The sequence below is a fragment of the Alteromonas sp. M12 genome (genome assembly GCF_037478005.1).
Classification (GTDB): domain Bacteria; phylum Pseudomonadota; class Gammaproteobacteria; order Enterobacterales; family Alteromonadaceae; genus Aliiglaciecola; species Aliiglaciecola lipolytica_A.
Genome location: NZ_CP144164.1, coordinates 405,798 through 424,203 on the forward strand (window position 1 = coordinate 405,798; position 18,406 = coordinate 424,203).

Here is an 18,406-nt window from a genome sequence, read left to right on the forward strand (position 1 = left end):
CGCTATTGCAACAGTGGTTTCTAACAAAATTTTAACAATGCTGGTGAAGGCGTAGATTCTTAGTTACCCTAAATCCTGCGTTTCAACCTAATAACCTATGTATTTGCAATTACTCGGAGGATAACCGATGCGAAAAGTAGCAATTTTATCGACTGACGATCTGGAAGATTTTTTCGTTTACGATCACCTAGCTTACGAGCCTCTGGCAGAAATGGGCTGGGAAGCAGTTGAAATTTCTTGGCATGCAGACGGTACCAACTGGGATGACTACGAAGTGGTGATAATTCGCAGTACATGGGATTATCAAAATAACGCCGATGCCTTTTTAGCGCGTTTACAACAAATAGACAGCAGCACAGCAAAACTAGAGAACAGTTTAGCGTTGGTACAGTGGAATATCCGTAAAGACTATTTAAAGTCACTTGAAGCCAAGGGCGTGGGGATAGTACCTACTATCTGGTGTGACACTTTCGATTTAGCATTTATGAAAGGTGCTTTTGAACAATTTAATAGCCGAGAAATCGTCGTCAAACCTTTAGTCAGTGCAAATGCCGATTACACCTATCGTTTGTCGCTCGAATCTGTGGTGGAAGAGCAAGAAGGTTTGACTGAGGTATTTTCCACTCGTCCATTTATGATCCAACCTTTTTTAAAGAGTGTGATTAACGAAGGCGAATATTCATTGTTTTATTTTAACGGACAATACAGTCATTGCATTGTTAAAGTGCCCAAACAAAATGATTTTCGAGTGCAAGAAGAACATGGTGGACAACTTCGAAGTGTAGAAGCCGACGAACATATATTAGCGAGCGCACAAAAGGTGTTAGCAGCCTTACCGGAAATGCCGTTGTATGCCCGTATCGACCTAGTTAAATACAAAGACACCTACGTGACAATGGAAGTTGAATTGATTGAACCCTCATTGTATTTCAATATGGATGTGGACTCTGCACAACGCTTTGCCGATGGTTTTGTGGATAAATATGGCCGAGGCAACTAGCAAAATGTTTGCAAGTGATTTAAAGCATTTTGCTGTAATGTCCGTTTTGCTTAACTAAGCGAGTAGTAATTGAAGTGTTAAAACGTAAAACCCCAGGAAGCTTACTTAAATCTACTCGCAGCAACTCATCAAAGTCAGTTATGTCCTTGGCTAAAATCTCCAATACATAGTCGAACTCTCCTGTGATTGCGTGACAGGAGCGTATCGAAGCGTGCTCAATAATTGCTTGTTCAAATTTCTGGTGTTGGCCAATGTCAATGACCACGTTGACTAGGGCACGAATATTAAGTCCCATGGCTTGTGGCGATAAAATCGCTGAAAACCCGGTAATTATCTGCTTCTGTTGCAAGGCTTTTACTCTATTCCAGCAGGGAGTTTTGCTCAAACCAATTGAATCGCCAAGGGTGGCGAAGGACAAACGGCCATCTTCTTCTAGTTTGGAAACGATTTGTTTATCTTTGTCATTCATGGCTTATTCCGACATTCGTTCTAATTATTTCTAAATAAATGAAACTTTGTTCTAAAAATTGCAAAATATCAAGTAATTCAGGAACAATGTTCAAATCCCGATCCATTACCATAAAATCCAAATTAAACGTTTGGAAAGTCCCATGTACCGACAAAAATACAGCAGTCTATTAGAAAACCCAGAAATTCTTGATTACGGTGCTTATTTGCAATGTGACACCTTACTACAATGCCAAAAGCCCTTAGATAAATTGTGTAATTCAGACGAACTGCAGTTTCAGATTGTCCATCAAGTTGAAGAGTTATGGATGAAGTTGATGATATTCACACTTATCGATGTATTGGAGTACATGCAAACTGAACAAAGTCATCGTGTGATTTCGCTCATGAAGCGGGTACACATGCTGCAAAAAATGATGAGCGAACAAATGGACTTATTGGAAACAATGTCGCCCAAAGAGTATCAACAAATTCGTTTGCAGTTAGGCAATGGTAGTGGCCAGGAGTCTCCTGGCTTTCGTATTTTGGTAAAGATTCCTGCGGATCTGTGGACGGTATTTAATAAACACTATATTCAAGACCGAAACACCACTATCGAAGCTATTTACGATAGCCAATATCAGCATGATGATAGCTATGTGATCGCCGAGAGTTTAGTTGAATTTGATGAATTACTGCAGAAGTTCCGTTGGCAGCATCTGTTCTTGATTCAGCGCACCATCGGCATGGAATCTCATTCGTTAAAAGGCCGACCTGTTGATTTATTAAAATCAGGGGCAAGGAATCAATTTTTCCCTGAATTGTGGCAGATACGGAATCAGATGACGGATGCATGGGGACAGTCTTACGGTAAAGTGAGAGACTCTATCGTGCCAAAACAAGCTACCGGAACCCAAGCAGGGTGAGTTTTTCTAACATGTTCAATCTTCCCGCTGGGCCCTATTTTTTAAGTCATTCAGTGGGGTGCTTAAGCAAACAGTCGGAACTTAGTTTGGCTGAAAACTTTCTAACCCCTTGGAAATTGTCAGGGGGCGATGCATGGCCGGATTGGTTGCAAACCGTTGATTTATTTTGTGCTTCGTTAGCAAAGTTGTTTAACGCAAAGGCTGCGGATTTTTGTCCTCAAACTAATTTATCCAGTGCTTTTACAAAGTGGTTGATGGCTTTGCCAATGGAAAATTCTCAGGTCGGTAAACGCAAGATACTGATCCACGAAGACGCATTTCCATCCATGGGATATGTAGCACAGGCAATGCAGCAATTCGGTTTTGAACTTGTGTTCATTCCGGCATCCGAGTCAGCGTTCAACATTCAAACTTGGCAGCGTTATATTCAAAAAGATATTGATTGCGTTCTGGCAACCCATGTTCACTCCAATACGGGTCAGGTCGCACCGGTCGAAGCTATTGGGCAATTGTGTAAACAACAATCCTGTTATCTAGCTGTGGATGTGGCGCAATCGGCGGGTATCTTGCCGATTGATTTGCATCGTTGGGATGTAGATGCGTTGTTTGGTTCATGCGTTAAGTGGCTATGTGGAGGGCCAGGCGCTGGGTTTATGTGGGTTAATCCCAATACTGTCGAACAACTTAAACCAATAGATGTGGGTTGGTTTTCCCATAGCGATCCTTTCGAAATGGAGATTAAGCGCTTTGCCTATGCACCCGATGCCAAACGGTTTTGGGGAGGTACACCAAATATTGCGCCCTATGCTTTGGCGTTGGGAAGTTTACAAACCTTGTTGGAGATTGGTCAAAACACTGTTTTTGCCCACAATCGAAAATTGGCAGAGTACTTTTTAGCAACCTTGGACGAAGGTGCGATGCAGCCAATTGATTTGGCAAATGTTGGCGGTACCTTGTGTATCGAATTATCAGCTCCTCGAATCACGGCAATTAGCCAACGCTTAAAAAAGCAGAATTGTTATTTTGATACTCGAGGTAATGTAATGCGCTTGTCGTTTCATGTTTACAATTCGATGCAACAAGTTGACTTGTTGATAGCTGCGTTTAAGCACAACAGCGACGACTAAAGAGAAGTTGGCAGGTGATTTTATTCGTCCTGCCAATTGTTATCTCGGCTTGATTAAGCGGATTTTAATAATGGTTCGATAACCGCCAAGTATTCGTCCATTTTTTTATGCTGATTGGGGGATAGCGGGATGGAATCTAGTAAATCTTTGCATCGTTTGAGGCAAGCAAGTTGCTCTTCGTCAAAATGTACTTCATCAATTAATTTAACCATGACTTTTAGAATGCTTAACGCCATATTGGGGTTTTTCGGCGCTAAGACAAAAGCTTGCGTAAGCAATTCATAAGCAGGTTCATAGCGTTTATTTTTATAATGGGAAGAAGCCATTTCGCCTAGCTCTTTGGGAGAGTAGCGAATATCTGTGCGCTCTTTGCTTTCCTGATCTAGGTACTCATTGATCACCTGTCCGATAAAGCTATCGCCTTCAATTTTAGACTTGATAGAGTCAAGTAAACGAATCGACTCTTCCCAATAGCCCATTTCATGAAATGCTTTTACTTTGTCTAGGCTATCTTCCACAGAATTGCTTGAACTTGTTTCCATGTGCTCTTTGATAATTTCTTCGGCACCTTTTTTATCACTCTTCAAATTCAACATGCGAGCATTGATAATAGCCAGTTGTTCTTTTAACTGACTGTCGTGTCCGTATTCATTGACGAAAAAAGATAAGTCACGTTCGGTTTTGGTGATCAGTCGAGTGGCCTCTTCGCCGTTTAGCGAACCTGCTAAATCTATGGCGGCGCGGATAACGTTGAGATTTAAATCTGGTGTGTCGTGGATCGAGTTTTTAGCAAATTTCGCCATGTTCATGGTGGCCATGTATTGGCCTTTTTTATCATGATTAAGGCGTGCTAAATTCCACGATTTTTTATTTCTGTCTAGGTTGCGTGGCGCTAATTTGGTGGCCTCTTGGATAATCTCGTAACCCTTGGCGTAATCTTCTTTTTCAATGTAGTACTCGGCTAAGGCATCATAAGTTGTGAAGCGCGTATCATCTCGTTCGAGGAGTGCATCGGTGAGCGTTATGGCTTCAGACATTTTGTCTTGTTTTAATAAACTGCGTGCGAGATTGACCTGAACCCAACCATATTTATACCGTTCGCTTAGTTTTTTATAAAAAGCTTCTGCTTGGGAATATTCTTTTAGATTAATTAAACATTCGCCGATTAAGCGGTTAATCATGGGGTAGTATTTGCTAAGGGATTCGTCTTTTAGTTGGCGTTCAGCGTAGTAGATGGCTGTGGGATACTCTGCTTTATCAATGCAGTAGGATAATTTATACAGTTTTTCTTTAATCGCAAATAAGTACTTAAAGCGTTTTTCCATAGTTTTGCGATCTAATGGTTTCACCCAAAAATCGCTGGGCTGCAATTCAACCACGCAATTCACCAATGACATAGAGGTGTCAGCGCTTAAGAATATGACCATGGTTGTTTTACTGATATGGCCTTTGAGGCGCATTTCTTCAAGTAAATTGAAGCCGTCTTTGTCACTACGGATGTCAAACGAAATGAGTACTACATCAAATTTAGTTTGTTCACATAAACGCAGTGCATAAAAGGCATTCTCAGCACTTTTACAATTACTGATACCAATCTCTATTAACGCCGACTTAATGCTATCGTGAACTAACGATTGTCCATCAATGACCAACACATTTAAGCTGCTTAATGGCTTTTGCGGGGGGATCTCAATCAATTCTTAAATTCCAACATCTTATTTTTCTACTGTGGAAGGTCGAATACAACATGAACCCTTATCGACAGACAAATTGTGATTGAATCGATTGCTTTTATGGGGATTGCTTTCAATCGAATTTAACCCCGTTAACCAGTCAATCAACTCAAAGGTGTTAAATTTTGCTGCGTGCCACTAACCTTGTGGATAGGGTTCAAAAAGACCGCTTAACCGTATAATTGCGCAAGATGTGAGGATTAGCAAGCGCCTTAGCGCATAATGGAATCAATCCATACTCACAAAGTCTTTGTTAGCATGGATTGATTTTGGGTTAAATGAAGTTTGAAAAAACCTTAGATGCTAATTTTAGCGCTCTTTAGTATTCCCTCTGTGACTCTGCTTTTGTGCAGGTCTATTGCTCGACCTTGGCGTGGTTGCTCTATTGGTTGAATAGCTTCTGGTACTCCGTTGCGCGCCCTGCGATTGTTTATTCGAGTAACCTTGTTTCGAGGCATTATTGCTTTTAGAACTTGAACGGTTAGCACTAGATACCTTATCCCTTGAGACATTGCCCGTGTTGCGCTGCGCACTTGCTTTGTCACTTGTAATATTGTTGCTATTACGTTGCACATTCGCGGCATTTTGCTGCAAATCTTTTGGTGAACGTTGCACTACATTATTACGCGACTGGGCAGACACCTGGCGTACATTTTTTTGCTCTGTCTTATCGCGCTCTACCCGTTGACGTTGACTCGATTTATCGTTCTTATTTGAATAGTCATTGACTCGGTTAGACTTGGTCTGCAAACGCTGTTGTGTTTGCTGCGCCTTAGTACTGGTTTTTACTGTTTTGATATTTTGGCGCACTTGAACCGGTCTAGATTTATCTAATACACGAGACTTTCCTTCAGAACTAATCACTCGTTTATTATCATTTCGGTTCTGCTGACGGTATACCACTTTTGGTGTGTGCGCGTCGTATCTTACGCCTCTTCTATGAGTCGGGTTGTGCTGCCACCGCTGATACTCACTAGAGCTGACTCTGCGCACGCCATCATCACGACGACCATTGCGATATGGATAACGATGATTCACAACAATGTAGCGATTACGCCAATTAAACCCACCCCAAAATAGATTGTGACGGACATAAACTCGTGGACTCCAATACAAACCTGCATGTATGTAAAAATGGGCCGGACGATGCCAGTAAATTGGAGGGTAGTCGTGCCACCACCATGAACCATAAACGACACGCGTGTCATAATAAGGTACGTAAACAATTTCTGTGCTGGCGGGTTGAATAAGGATGTCATTATCCTCTTCTACCACTTCTATATACTCACTGTTTTCTAAACTACCTTGAGCATAGGCTTTTTGGCGCAGGTTCTGCACGCTAGACAATACTTGTTCTTCGTTAATTAGGAAGGCATCACCTAAATCTTGTAACCAGTTAAGATCTTCAGTTATTTGTTGCAACAGTTGATGAAATGGCACCAGCGCTTTGACACTCGGATCCCAGTCTTCCTCCGCTGTCGCGTCCATCACTTCTTGTTCTGACAAGCTTTGATTTTTTTCACGCCATCTAGCCGCTTGCACTACTTCCAATGGATAAGTGGAGGCTACTAAAATGTGTGATAGCACTGTGTCTGGATACAGTGCGATTGGAGCAAGCATTTGATCTAGCTCTGCCTGATCAAGTAAATAAGCACTTTCTTGAGCAGACTCATCAATATCTGTGTCACTATTAGTTTCAATGGCAATGACATTTTGTGTTTCTTGCGCTTGTGCAAGATTGACAGCTAACATCACAGTCAACGAAATTAATGTCAGGTACACTAAAACGTATTTTGTACTGCTTTTCATAGTATTCTCCTCTATTACAGAATACTTATAGAATGACTGTCCTTAACCTTAGCTGAACCAATGCTTAAAATCTCACCTTAATTCGCAGCGTTAAAGTGAATTAACTGAGATCTTTCTACAGATTAACCACGTAGTAAGTTACAATCTTGGCTGGAAGATATGATTCTCACCTCTAAATTTTTCACATTATTCTGCAATAAATTTATCGTTTAATCGTTCTATCCAAGATTAACTATACTGCTAAGAGGCAATCTTAGCAGTTGGGCCTAACAATAAGCGCTAAACCACAGTGTTTGGGTGCCGTAATTACCAATTTAAGGACTCTAAGAATGCGTCTTAGTTTTGCTACACTCATTTTTTCTCTAACGCTGTTATCTGCATGCAGCGAACAGCCGTCAGCCCCTCAGTCTCAGCCAATTCCAGAAGTGGATGTTGCCCAGCCAATCAAAACGGTAATTGATCAATGGGACGAATACACTGGGCGTTTTAGGGCGGTTAAAGAGGTAGAAATTGTTGCTAGAGTAAGCGGTTACTTAGACAAGGTAAACTTTAAAGATGGCCAAGCGGTTAATAAAGGTGACGTGTTGTTTGTAATCGATCAGAGACCGTTTGAAATTGCTTTAAAAAGCGCTAAGTCTCGGGTTTCCTTGGCTAAAAAAGAGCTAGAGCGTGGACTGGATTTGCGTAAAAAAAATTCCATCTCGCAAGAAGAAGTAGATCAGCGTCTTAGTGAATTCGAAATGGCTGAAGCTGCCTATGACAACGCTAAATTAGAAATGGAATTTACCGAAGTTAAATCGCCCATTGATGGGATTGTTTCTAGAGATTTTGTGAATGCCGGAAACTTGGTCAACGGAACCGCTACTAATGCCACTTTGTTAACCACTGTAGTGTCCATTTCGCCGATTCATTTTTACTTTGACGCTGGGGAAAGAGATTTTTTGAAATATCTTCGCCTAGATCAGAATAATCAGCGAGAAAGTTCACGTGATGTACCCAATCCAGTGAAAATCAAATTGCAAGATGAAGATACCTACACCCATGAAGGTGTGATGGATTTTGTTGATAATAAAATGGACCAAAGCACAGGGACAATTCAGGGCCGCGCCATTTTGAAAAACGAAGACGGTTTTATTGTTCCAGGAATATTTGGGCGTATTCGTTTGCTAAATCGGGAAAATGTTACTGTTTTACTCATACCTGACAAATCTATCGGCACTGATCAGTCACGTAAATACGTGAATTTAATTAATCAAGACAACCAAATTGAACGTCGATTTGTCACTTTAGGTGAGCTGCATACCCGCGAGTTAAGAATAATTGAACAGGGTCTTGAAGAAGGCGACAAAATTGTAGTCAACGGCATGATGCGAGCCAGACCAGGAGCGACAGTCTCTCCGGTGGAAGTCAATATCAGTGAAATCTACAGTCATTAATTGGGAGAATAACAGATGAAGTTTTCCCATTTTTTCATTGATAGACCTAAATTTGCTTCGGTACTGGCAATTATCGTTCTTATCGTGGGGGCGCTGTCGTATTTTACCTTGCCGATTGAGCAATACCCGCAAATCGCTCCGCCGACGATTCAAGTCTCGGCCAGTTATCCAGGCGCAAATGCTGAAACTGCGGCTAAAACGGTGGCAACTCCCCTTGAGCAAGAAATTAACGGCATTGAAAACATGCTGTATATGTCGTCGCAATCTACTGCCGACGGACAAGTGTCTATCACTATTACGTTCAAACTGGGAACCGACCTAGATAATGCACAGGTACAGGTGCAGAACCGGGTCGCTATAGCCGAACCTCGGTTACCTGAAACGGTTAGGCGCTTGGGTATTGTGACCCGCAAAAACTCTCCGGATTTGATGTTGGTGGTGAATTTGTTTTCACCTAACAGTACTTATGACCAAACCTACATTGCCAACTATGCAACCTTGCAAATAAAAGATCAGATAGCACGAATTAATGGGGTTGGCGAGGTGCGTATTTTTGGTGCTAGCCAATACTCGATGCGAATTTGGCTTGATCCTGACGTAATATCTTCCATTGGGATGACGGCTTCAGAAGTCATTACTGCGCTGCAAGGGCAAAACATTCAAGTCGCCAGTGGTACGCTAAATAAATCACCTGTAGAGTCAGGGCAAAATGCCTTTGAATTAAGTGTGCAAACCCAAGGACGCTTGATTGATCCGCAACAGTTCGAGAATGTGATAATCAAAAATACCGACGGTCGAATCGTACGCTTAAAAGATGTGGGACGAGTTGAGTTAGGTGCTGAAAGTTATGCCACCCGAGGGTATTTAGGCACTAAAAAAGCCATTGCGATGCCTGTATTTCAACGGCCTGGTTCAAATGCATTGGAGACCGCTGCGGCGATTCAACAAACCATGCTAGAAATGTCTCAAGACTTTCCTCCAGGGCTTACCTACGATATTGCTTATAACCCTACCCAATTTATTAGTCAGTCGATTGATGCGGTAGAAGTCACTATTTATGAAGCTATAGCGCTAGTGGTGCTGGTGATCTTGGTGTTTTTACAAAATTGGCGCGCGGCGATTATCCCCATATTGGCGATTCCGATTTCGTTAGTTGGTACCTTTGCGGTAATGAGCGCTCTGGGCTTTTCTTTGAATAATTTGACCTTGTTTGGTTTGGTATTAGCCATTGGTATTGTGGTGGATGATGCCATAGTGGTGGTTGAAAACATGGAGCGCCTTATTGCCGAAGGAATGAGTCCGCGGGAAGCTGCGCGGGAAACCATGACGGAAGTGGGCGGTGCCTTGGTAGCAATTGGTTTGGTGCTGGTGGCTGTATTTTTACCTACTGCGTTTGTGGATGGAATTTCCGGCACTTTTTATAGCCAATTTGGGATAACCATTGCTGCGGCTACTATGATTTCGGTATTTGTCTCTTTGGTGTTAAGCCCTGCGTTGTCAGCGGTTTTATTTAAACCTCATAGTGACAAGACATCGAGTAAAGGTCCTTTTGCATGGTTTGCGAATAAGTTTAACCACGGCATGCATCGTACGTCTTCTGCATATGGCAAGTTCGTGTCGAAGATAATTCGTTTTGGCGCGATCATGTCTATCATTTATCTGGGTTTGATGTGTTTGACGGGCTTTTTCTTCAATAAAGTCCCGCAAGGATTTATCCCTGCTCAGGATCAGGGTTATTTGATCATCGCTGTGCAGTTACCTGCTGGTGCATCACTAGAACGTACTGATAATGTGGTGCAGGAAGTATTGGATAAGTTGCTGAAAATTGATGGCATAAAAACATCTGTTGCATTTACTGGGTTTTCTGGCGCAACGTTTTCAAGTGCGTCTAATTCGGCAGCTTTGTTCCCAGCGCTTGAGTCCTTTGAATATAGGGCAGCGAAGGGCATCACCTTCGACCAGTTAGTGGCTCAGGCACGTAAGGAGTTGTCTGGCATTAAAGAGGCTTATGTGGCGGTAATTCCGCCTCCACCTGTACGTGGAGTAGGTAACGGTGGTGGGTTTAAAATGATGCTTGAGGATCGTCGTGGCTTGGGTCTTCCTGCGCTTGAGGCATCCATGTGGCAACTTGCTAACGCCGCCAATCAAGAGCCTGCTACTACCTCAGTGTTTAGCTTCTTTGAAACGAATACACCGCAGTTGTACGCTGACATTGATCGAGAACGAGTTGAGCGCTTAGGTGTGCCAGTTAATGAGGTTTTTAGTGCTCTTGAAATTTATCTTGGTAGCGCCTTTGTGAACGATTTTAACTATTTAGGGCGTACCTTCAGAGTCACGGCACAAGCGGATGCTCCTTTTAGGATGGAGGCCGATGATGTTGGCCGGATTCGGGTTCGCAACAAAGCGGGTGATATGGTTCCGTTGAGCTCTGTGGCAACTTTCGAATATCGCTCTGGGCCGTCGCGGGTTCCCCGATATAATCTTTATCCAGCGGCAGATTTGAACGGAGATACCGCTGCTGGTTATAGCTCTGGCGAGGCAATCGCCACCATGGAGCGTTTAGCTGCGCAAATTTTGCCAGACGGCATCGCTTATGAGTGGACTGAACTTGCTTATCAACAAAAACAAGCGGGCAGCTCGGCTATATTGGCCTTCGTTTTTGCGGTTGTTTTTGTGTTTTTGTTACTCGTTGCCTTGTACGAAAGTTGGACTTTACCACTATCGGTAATTCTAATTGTTCCAATGTGTTTGTTAGGGGCTATCGCTGGTGTTTACATTGCTGGAATGGACAATAATATTTTGACTCAGGTTGGTTTGATTGTGTTGATTGGCTTGGCCAGTAAAAATGCGATTTTGATAGTGGAATTTGCACGTCACAAAGAACAGCATGGCGTCCCGCTTTATAATGCGGCAGTTGAAGCTGCGAGGTTAAGACTACGTCCAATATTGATGACCTCTTTTGCCTTTATACTTGGGGTTGTTCCTTTGGTGATTGCCACTGGAGCTGGAGCCGAAATGCGTCAAGCATTGGGTGTGGCGGTATTTAGCGGCATGCTTGGCGTGTTATTCTTTGGTCTTATTTTTACGCCGGTTTTTTACATTTTATGCCGCAAATTGTCGATGTTGGTTAAACGCCAGAAACTCGATGAAAACGGTTGTGTTCCCGGTGTTCAAATTCACAACTAAGCAGTGCTAAAGAGACTGTTTTAGACAATAAAAAAGAGACCTAGGTCTCTTTTTTATTAGGCAGGTATTTGGCTTTGGCTAATACCTATGTAATTGGCAAATTCGAGTGCCGTTAGCTATTTATTCGGACCGTTATTGAGTAAGTGTAAATCGAACTGATGACCTAGCTTTTCTGTTTTTGTGCGTAGGTAGCGTCGATTATCCTCTGTTAAACCATGGTCGATAGGGGTTCTGGAAACCACATTAACGCCCATTTCTGCCAACGCCGCTTGTTTTTTGGGGTTGTTGGTCATCAACGCAACATTCTTAACGCCCAGCGTATCGAGCATTAACTTACATATTGCATAGTCACGTAAGTCAGCATCAAAACCCAAATGTTCATTGGCTTCTACTGTGTCTAGGCCGCTGTCTTGTAATTTGTAGGCGCGGATCTTATTCAATAAGCCTATACCTCGTCCTTCTTGACGAAGATAAAGCAACACCCCTTTTCCTTGTTCAACAATATTTTGCAGGGCTTTTTTTAACTGAGACCCACAATCGCAGCGAGTACTGAATAGGGCATCACCTGTTAAACATTCAGAATGTACGCGGATTGGAATGGTTTCATCTTGCTGCCATTCACCGTATGAAAGAGCAACATGTTCTTGTTGTGTTTCAATTTCAACAAAACCATGGATAGTAAATAATCCAAATTGGGTTGGAAGGGCAGCTGAACTTACAAATTCAAACTTATTGGTTGGCGTGTTTGTCACCACTACGGGCCTTTATAAATTGTAAATTAAATATTAATTCACCAATATGGGCACGAATCTACACATTACAACCTTTAGTCGATAGTTTTACAGTCAGTAAATTCGTTAAGGGGAGCTGGTTTCGCTACGCCATAACCTTGGGCGAAGTCTATGCCCATCTTACCTAGCTCTACCATTACGTCTTTAGACTCTACAAATTCAGCGACGGTGCTCATGGACATTGCTTTGGCCAAATCTTTCATCGAACCAACCATTGCCATATCGACTGGGTCAACTAAGAGATCTTTAACGAAACTTCCGTCGATTTTGAGACAATTGACCGGCAGGTTTTTTAAATAGCTGTAAGACGAAAATCCGCTGCCAAAATCATCTAGCGCGAAGGTGCAGCCGAGTTTCTTAAATGCGCTTATAAAGCGTAAGGTTTCTTCCATTTTGACGATTGCCATGCTTTCGGTAATTTCAAAGCAAATCTTTTGATGGGGAATTTGATAATCTTCAAAGGCTTTGGTTACATGACGCTTGAGGTCGTTGTCGGCTAGCGAATGACCACTGAGATTGATATTGCACTGACGCAATTGTGCTAGGTGTTCGGGGTGTTCGGACAGCCATTTAAAGGTATGTTGAATTACCCATTTATCTATTTCGATGGTTAAATTGTAACGTTCCGCTGCAGGTAAAAATGCCGCTGGTGGTACTATTTGGTCATCTTCGTCTCGCATCCGCAGCAAAATTTCATAGTGGTGGCCATCGGCCACTTTAGACAGCGGGTAGTAGTGTTGATAATAGAGCTGAAATTTATCTTGTTCCAACGCCAAGTTTATTTGAGACACCCACTTTAATTCAGATTCATAACGCTGCATTTTGAGATCTTCACTGGAATACAGGTGTATCTGACTGCGGCCTTTTTCTTTGGCTACGTAACAGGCTGCATCGGCCATGCTCATAAGTTGTTCCGGCGTTTCAATCTCGTCTTGCCATTTGGCCATACCTATACTTATGCCCATAGCAAAAATACGATTGTCCCAAATAAACCTAAATTCCTTAACGGCGTTCATTAATTGGTTTGCAATAACATCTGCCATTTGCGCATTTTCAGATTCTAAAATCACGCCAAATTCATCGCCCCCTAGTCGGGCTAATACACCTTTATTCAATACCACGTCATTGAGGATCTGTGATAGTTGTTTAATGAGTGCATCTCCGGCTTTGTGACCGCAGGTATCATTCACTATCTTAAACTGCTCAAGATCCATATAAAGCAGTGTGAGCTCTTGTTTTAACTGCTTAGAACGGCGTATGCCATCTCGTAGTTTTTGCTCAAACTCTCTTCGGTTATACACACCGGTTAATGAATCGTGGGTGGCTAAGTATTCTAAGCTAATCGTTGATTGTTTCTTTTCGGTGATGTCAAAAATTGACCCAAAAAAGTATTTTTTATCTTCTGTGCCAGTGAGTTGTACTGAAATACAAAACCAAAATTCACTGCCGTCCCTACGAATACCTTTTATTTCTTTGCCTAATGCCATGCCGTTGAGGAAGATTTCTTCCATTAATAAATCACGTTCATGGGGATTGGCGTAGAGCACGGATGTATCTTTGACTTCTAATAACATCTGCGATTCGTCAGCGTATCCGAACAATTGACACATTGCTGGGTTGGTGGTGACTAACTTACCGTCTTGGGTTGATGTATAAAGGCCCTCTGCGGAGTTGCGGAAAAGATCATAAAATTGGTGTAGGTTTTCAATGGCGTTCTGTTGTTGTACCTGTTTGGCAAAGGCGAGTGCTTTTTCATGGCTTTCAATTGCAACCGCTATTAGCAAGACACCGGACATAACGATTAACGACAATATCAACCCCGTGTATGTATCTATTGCATTTCCAGATAAGTAAAAACTTACTTCAGCCATTACTGTAGCGCAGATAATCAACCAGCCGAATGCATATAAGCCGTTGGGCATAGTATGTTTCCGATCATGATAAATTAGCGCTAATAATAAGTGTAACAAGACCGCGGCAGCAGCGAGGGCTGAGCCAACCACTAGTTGTAGATAGCTGTTTAAAATAGGCGCGATAACAATCAGCGAAATCGCCATTAAATAAGAAATAAAACGCCAAAATATTGGGACCCGTACCAACATGGCGTGACAAACTTTTGCAGCTGCGAATATTACAATTGCTACTGTTACACTGCTAATTTGAGAGGTGTATGATCCTAGGCCGGTGAACTGGCTGACAATTCCTTGAATATTCAAAAATAGGAATAACAAACCCGCATTAGCCACAGAAAACCAAAATCGGATGGGGCTTCTAAGCAGCACATAAGTGACAAGGAAGTAGAAAAATAGAATAGCTAGGGCGCCGCCGACCACGCCGATGAAGGCCAAATGGAATTGTTCTTCGGCAATAAATTCGGTGTCTGTCCAAAGATCGATAGCATAAACAGAGGGACCATCATCCTGGATGCGTAGGTATATATTGACGCTTTGGTTTGGGCTCAATGCTATGGGTAAAACGAAGTCTCTATGGTTATAAGGGCGTGTTGCTAAATCGCGTTTTGCGCCGACTAAATAAGTCTCCAAAAGTCGATCTTTATCATCGAGCACATAGGCGTCTAGATAATCTATTGAAGGGTTGCTGATGACCAACAAATATTGTTGGTCTATGCTGTCTTGGTGAACAATTGAAAAACGCTGCCACAAGGCTTGGTTTTCAACTAATGGCGTTGTATCAATCACTTTTGACCAGTCTTGTAACGCCTGAACTTGAGAAAGTTGATCACGTTTATTGGTGCGTTTTAATTCAGACAAGCCGTTTACACGCACATGCTCCACTTCGGCATCTACTATTACCGTTGGGATAGGATCTGTTTGTTGAGCAACAACACAGCCTGCGAAACTCAATAACAACAGACTCAGAAGACCGACAAATTTCACATTAAGCAACCATTTTTATTATTTTGACGTTAACTTTATTGGTAAAAATAAAGAACATATATTCAGTGCGTGAGAAGGCTATATTATTGAATTGCATCTAATTTAGCTAATAATTTTGTTAAACTAGTCGACTCGGCGTAGCCCGTCACTTCTATCCATAATGCCTCACAAGTTCCGTCATAACAAAGTAAAAAGGTATCTTGATCTGATACAAATTGTATTTGTGCTCGGTCAGCACCTTCACTAACATCTGAAACTCTAGATTCTATCGACTGTAACCAATTTTGGGCTTGCTCAATTGCTTCCTCTTGAGAAGGAAAATAATCACAAACCAATCTGATAATCGACTCCTCTAATTGCCAGCTATAGTTGTTTAGCTTGAACATGATATTTCCATTGATTGTCCCCAGTCTGGTGGAGTTTGTGCGTAACGCTCGAATTCAGGTTGTTCATCGAATGGATTAGAAAGTACTTTTAGTAAGCGCTTGCACTCGTCAAAGCTCCCTTTTTCCGCTTCATTAATCGCATTTTGAGCTAAGTAGTTTCGTAAAATAAATTTCGGGTTTGCTTCTTTCATTGTCACTAAGCGTTCGTTTTTAGGTATTGATTCCTCTGCTAACATTGCAATATATGAGGAATACCAGCTTTCTGCTTTCGTACGGTCAATGAAGTGGTCTGCAACTTTACGGATATTCAAGTTTTCGTCACACAGTAAACGGAAACTTTGGGTGTAATCCCGTTTGTCTTGAGCAAGTAATGCGAGCCAGTCATTTACTAATGTCATGTGGCTATTACTGATTTTTTTGAATCCAAATTTCAACCTCATAAGCTCGGCATATTGAGTTTGTAAACGTGTTTCATACTGTGTGAGAGCTTGTTTTATTTGCTCGATGGACAAGTAGGCAGTGAATGCATGGGCTAGTGCATTTAAATTCCACAAAGCTACACTAGGTTGCTGGTCAAATGCGTAACGTCCGCTATGGTCAGAGTGATTGCAGATATATTCTGGGTCATAGGTGTCTAGAAAGGTGTAGGGTCCAAAATCAAAGGTAATACCGTGAATCGACATATTATCAGTGTTCATTACGCCATGGCAAAAACCGTAGGCCTGCCATTTTGCAATCAAGTCTGCCGTATCTAACACGATTTGTTCGAGCAACGAATAATGAGGGTTATCGTGATTCAGTAATTCTGGGTAATGCTTTTGGAATGTATATTTAAAAAGATTGTCGAGCTTATCGAGCTGTTTCGTTTGATAAAAATACTCAAAATGGCCGAATCGAATATGGCTTTGACATGCTCTAATTAACATCGCTCCAGTTTCGGGTTGTTCACGATATACTATCTCTTTACTGGAAATTAGGCACAATGCCCGTGAGGTGGGGATGCCTAAACTGTGCAATGCTTCACTTGCTAGGTATTCACGGATCGTCGACCTTAACACCGCACGTCCATCGCCAAAGCGTGAGTAGGGGGTTTTGCCAGCCCCTTTAAGATGCAGATCCCATGACTTCTGTTTTTGGGTTATCACTTCAGCCAATAACACGCCGCGACCGTCACCAAGTTCTGGATTCCAGCCGCCAAATTGGTGGCCTCCGTATTTTTGCGCGATAGCATGTTGATTTAACTGGCCCTCAGGTTCAAATAATTCTCTAAAAAGGATTTCGGCTTGCGAAAATTCGTTCTTAAGTTCTATGTCTTCTGCCAATTGGTAGTTATATAATGCTAATTCTGGCTCAAGTAACGGTGAAATTCGAACCTGGCTTACCATGTTGGATAATTTTTGTGCGTAAGAATGATCGAAATGCACGTTTGCGCCTTATTAGTATTAATTCAAAGTATAGTTTATCCTGACATGGGGCTATCTTGATACCCTTGTTCTGAAAAACGATTTTGGAACTCTTAATCAATTATTACGAGGTTAGTAACATGAATTTAAAACCTGTAGCACTTTTCGCTATGTTGATTGCTGGTAGTGCCCTGTGTGCCCCTGCATTTGCTGGAGATGCAGAAAAAGGCAAGAGTAAGTCTGCTACTTGTGCAGCTTGTCACGGGTCTAATGGAATTTCTATGATCCCTATGTATCCAAATTTAGCTGGTCAAAAAGAGCAGTATTTGGTTTTACAAATGAAAGCATTTCGTAGTGGCGAGCGTAACAATATGGTTATGGCACCTATGGCTAAGGGCCTAAGCGACGAGGATATTGATGATTTAGCGGCTTATTTCGCGAGCCTGAATCCGGCTGGATAAATTGTAAGTAACAGTTTGTGACAGGAGGTTTAATACCTCCTGTTTATTGCTGACGCATTTTTTTCGAAATAGATCTTTTTCGAAACCTTAACGTATCTACTGAAATTAAATAACAGAGATTTCTTATGATCGTTCTACATCACCTCAATAATTCACGTTCGCAACGCATTTTGTGGTTGCTCGAAGAGCTTGAATTAGACTACCAAATTAAACATTACAAGCGTGATGCAAATACCAACCTTGCGCCTTCTACGTTAAAGTTAATTCACCCTTTAGGAAAGTCGCCCGTTATTACCGATGGTGACGTTACGGTTGCTGAGTCGGGTGCGATTATCGAATACTTAGTTGAGCATTATGGTGAGCATTTGAAACCTAAAGCGCACACTGAAGCCCTTAGACAATACCAATATTGGTTACATTTTGCCGAGGGAACTCTGATGCCGCCCATGGTAGCGAAACTGGTTTTTGATAAAGTTAGAGCTAATGCGAAACCATTTTTCATCAAAATAATTGCCAACAAAATTGCTGATAAAGTCATGGATGGTTACTACATGCCAATGATTTCAGGTAATTTGGAGTATGTTGATACTCACTTACAAAATAATCTCTGGTTTGCTGGCGATGAGCTCTCAGGTGCCGATTTCCAAATGAGTTTTCCATTGGAAGCGAGCTTCTCTCGTGGAGGAGGTAAGCAATATCCCGCTATTGCTGCTTATGTGCAAAAAATCCATCAGCGCGAAGCTTACAAGCGGGCATTGCAAAAAGGTGGCGAGTACGCCTACGCTTGAGTTACGCCTTGAGGCT

At 42.1% G+C, this 18,406-nt stretch carries 14 protein-coding genes; 7 read left to right on the forward strand and 7 right to left on the reverse strand.

The genetic code is table 11. The annotated features are described in order from the left end of the window. Window positions 1-127 precede the first annotated feature (127 nt). Window positions 128-1,000, forward strand: a complete 873-nt coding sequence (locus VUI23_RS01670; protein ID WP_303501484.1) for a hypothetical protein — start codon at window positions 128-130, stop codon at window positions 998-1,000. Between the two features lie 19 nt (window positions 1,001-1,019). Here VUI23_RS01670 and VUI23_RS01675 read toward each other — a convergent pair whose 3' ends face one another. Beyond that, entirely contained in the window at window positions 1,020-1,469 is a 450-nt protein-coding gene (locus VUI23_RS01675) for an Lrp/AsnC family transcriptional regulator (RefSeq protein ID WP_342806527.1), read from the reverse strand. Between the two features lie 142 nt (window positions 1,470-1,611). Here VUI23_RS01675 and VUI23_RS01680 point away from each other — a divergent pair, with 142 nt between their 5' ends. Both VUI23_RS01680 and VUI23_RS01685 read left to right on the forward strand, forming a co-directional pair. Further along, window positions 1,612-2,373 carry a tryptophan 2,3-dioxygenase family protein gene (locus tag VUI23_RS01680; protein ID WP_342806529.1) on the forward strand — a complete coding sequence of 254 codons (762 nt, stop codon included), beginning with the start codon at window positions 1,612-1,614 and terminating at the stop codon, window positions 2,371-2,373. Window positions 2,374-2,384: 11 nt separating this feature from the next. Next, the gene (locus VUI23_RS01685) at window positions 2,385-3,500 is read left to right on the forward strand and encodes an aminotransferase class V-fold PLP-dependent enzyme (protein ID WP_342806531.1); all 1,116 of its coding nucleotides are present in this window, start codon (window positions 2,385-2,387) and stop codon (window positions 3,498-3,500) included. Between the two features lie 53 nt (window positions 3,501-3,553). On the opposite strand, the gene VUI23_RS01690 is transcribed toward VUI23_RS01685, so the two are convergent. Both VUI23_RS01690 and VUI23_RS01695 read right to left on the reverse strand, forming a co-directional pair. Next, the gene (locus VUI23_RS01690) at window positions 3,554-5,197 is read right to left on the reverse strand and encodes a response regulator (RefSeq protein WP_342806533.1); all 1,644 of its coding nucleotides are present in this window, start codon (window positions 5,195-5,197) and stop codon (window positions 3,554-3,556) included. A gap of 345 nt (window positions 5,198-5,542) precedes the next feature. Next, window positions 5,543-7,042: a DUF3300 domain-containing protein gene (locus VUI23_RS01695; protein ID WP_342806535.1), complete on the reverse strand. Its 1,500-nt coding sequence runs from the start codon at window positions 7,040-7,042 to the stop codon at window positions 5,543-5,545. 329 nt (window positions 7,043-7,371) lie between these two features. Here VUI23_RS01695 and VUI23_RS01700 point away from each other — a divergent pair, with 329 nt between their 5' ends. Both VUI23_RS01700 and VUI23_RS01705 read left to right on the forward strand, forming a co-directional pair. Next, a complete protein-coding gene (locus VUI23_RS01700) occupies window positions 7,372-8,478 on the forward strand; it encodes an efflux RND transporter periplasmic adaptor subunit (RefSeq protein ID WP_303501474.1) in 1,107 nt (368 codons plus the stop codon). Between the two features lie 15 nt (window positions 8,479-8,493). Continuing rightward, a complete protein-coding gene (locus tag VUI23_RS01705; protein ID WP_342806537.1) occupies window positions 8,494-11,664 on the forward strand; it encodes a multidrug efflux RND transporter permease subunit in 3,171 nt (1,056 codons plus the stop codon). A 116-nt stretch (window positions 11,665-11,780) separates the two neighbouring features. On the opposite strand, the gene ribA is transcribed toward VUI23_RS01705, so the two are convergent. The 4 genes from ribA to VUI23_RS01725 form a co-directional block, all read right to left on the reverse strand. Next, a complete protein-coding gene (gene ribA, locus VUI23_RS01710) occupies window positions 11,781-12,419 on the reverse strand; it encodes a GTP cyclohydrolase II (RefSeq protein WP_216050532.1) in 639 nt (212 codons plus the stop codon). 71 nt (window positions 12,420-12,490) lie between these two features. Then, window positions 12,491-15,352 carry an EAL domain-containing protein gene (locus VUI23_RS01715; protein WP_342806539.1) on the reverse strand — a complete coding sequence of 954 codons (2,862 nt, stop codon included), beginning with the start codon at window positions 15,350-15,352 and terminating at the stop codon, window positions 12,491-12,493. An 83-nt stretch (window positions 15,353-15,435) separates the two neighbouring features. Beyond that, entirely contained in the window at window positions 15,436-15,738 is a 303-nt protein-coding gene (locus VUI23_RS01720) for a DUF3630 family protein (protein ID WP_216050531.1), read from the reverse strand. Beyond that, window positions 15,726-17,162, reverse strand: coding sequence for a protein adenylyltransferase SelO family protein (locus tag VUI23_RS01725; protein WP_342806541.1), 1,437 nt, complete (start codon window positions 17,160-17,162; stop codon window positions 15,726-15,728). The genes VUI23_RS01720 and VUI23_RS01725 overlap by 13 nt, the downstream gene beginning before the upstream one ends. Window positions 17,163-17,311: 149 nt before the next feature. On the opposite strand from VUI23_RS01725, the gene VUI23_RS01730 reads away from it, so the two are divergent. Continuing rightward, window positions 17,312-17,602 (forward strand): cytochrome c, encoded by a 291-nt coding sequence (locus VUI23_RS01730; protein WP_252729426.1) that lies wholly within the window; start codon window positions 17,312-17,314, stop codon window positions 17,600-17,602. Window positions 17,603-17,727: 125 nt separating this feature from the next. After that, window positions 17,728-18,390 (forward strand): glutathione S-transferase, encoded by a 663-nt coding sequence (locus VUI23_RS01735; RefSeq protein ID WP_216050528.1) that lies wholly within the window; start codon window positions 17,728-17,730, stop codon window positions 18,388-18,390. The last annotated feature ends 16 nt before the right edge of the window (window positions 18,391-18,406 follow it).

Bases quoted from the DNA above. Each gene is read 5' to 3' on its own strand.
- VUI23_RS01670 (WP_303501484.1), top strand. From the start codon at position 128: ATGCGAAAAGTAGCAATTTTATCGACTGACGATCTGGAAGATTTTTTC.
- VUI23_RS01675 (WP_342806527.1), bottom strand. From the start codon at position 1,469: ATGAATGACAAAGATAAACAAATCGTTTCCAAACTAGAAGAAGATGGC.
- VUI23_RS01680 (WP_342806529.1), top strand. From the start codon at position 1,612: ATGTACCGACAAAAATACAGCAGTCTATTAGAAAACCCAGAAATTCTT.
- VUI23_RS01685 (WP_342806531.1), top strand. From the start codon at position 2,385: ATGTTCAATCTTCCCGCTGGGCCCTATTTTTTAAGTCATTCAGTGGGG.
- VUI23_RS01695 (WP_342806535.1), bottom strand. From the start codon at position 7,042: ATGAAAAGCAGTACAAAATACGTTTTAGTGTACCTGACATTAATTTCG.
- VUI23_RS01700 (WP_303501474.1), top strand. From the start codon at position 7,372: ATGCGTCTTAGTTTTGCTACACTCATTTTTTCTCTAACGCTGTTATCT.
- VUI23_RS01705 (WP_342806537.1), top strand. From the start codon at position 8,494: ATGAAGTTTTCCCATTTTTTCATTGATAGACCTAAATTTGCTTCGGTA.
- VUI23_RS01720 (WP_216050531.1), bottom strand. From the start codon at position 15,738: ATGTTCAAGCTAAACAACTATAGCTGGCAATTAGAGGAGTCGATTATC.
- VUI23_RS01730 (WP_252729426.1), top strand. From the start codon at position 17,312: ATGTTGATTGCTGGTAGTGCCCTGTGTGCCCCTGCATTTGCTGGAGAT.
- VUI23_RS01735 (WP_216050528.1), top strand. From the start codon at position 17,728: ATGATCGTTCTACATCACCTCAATAATTCACGTTCGCAACGCATTTTG.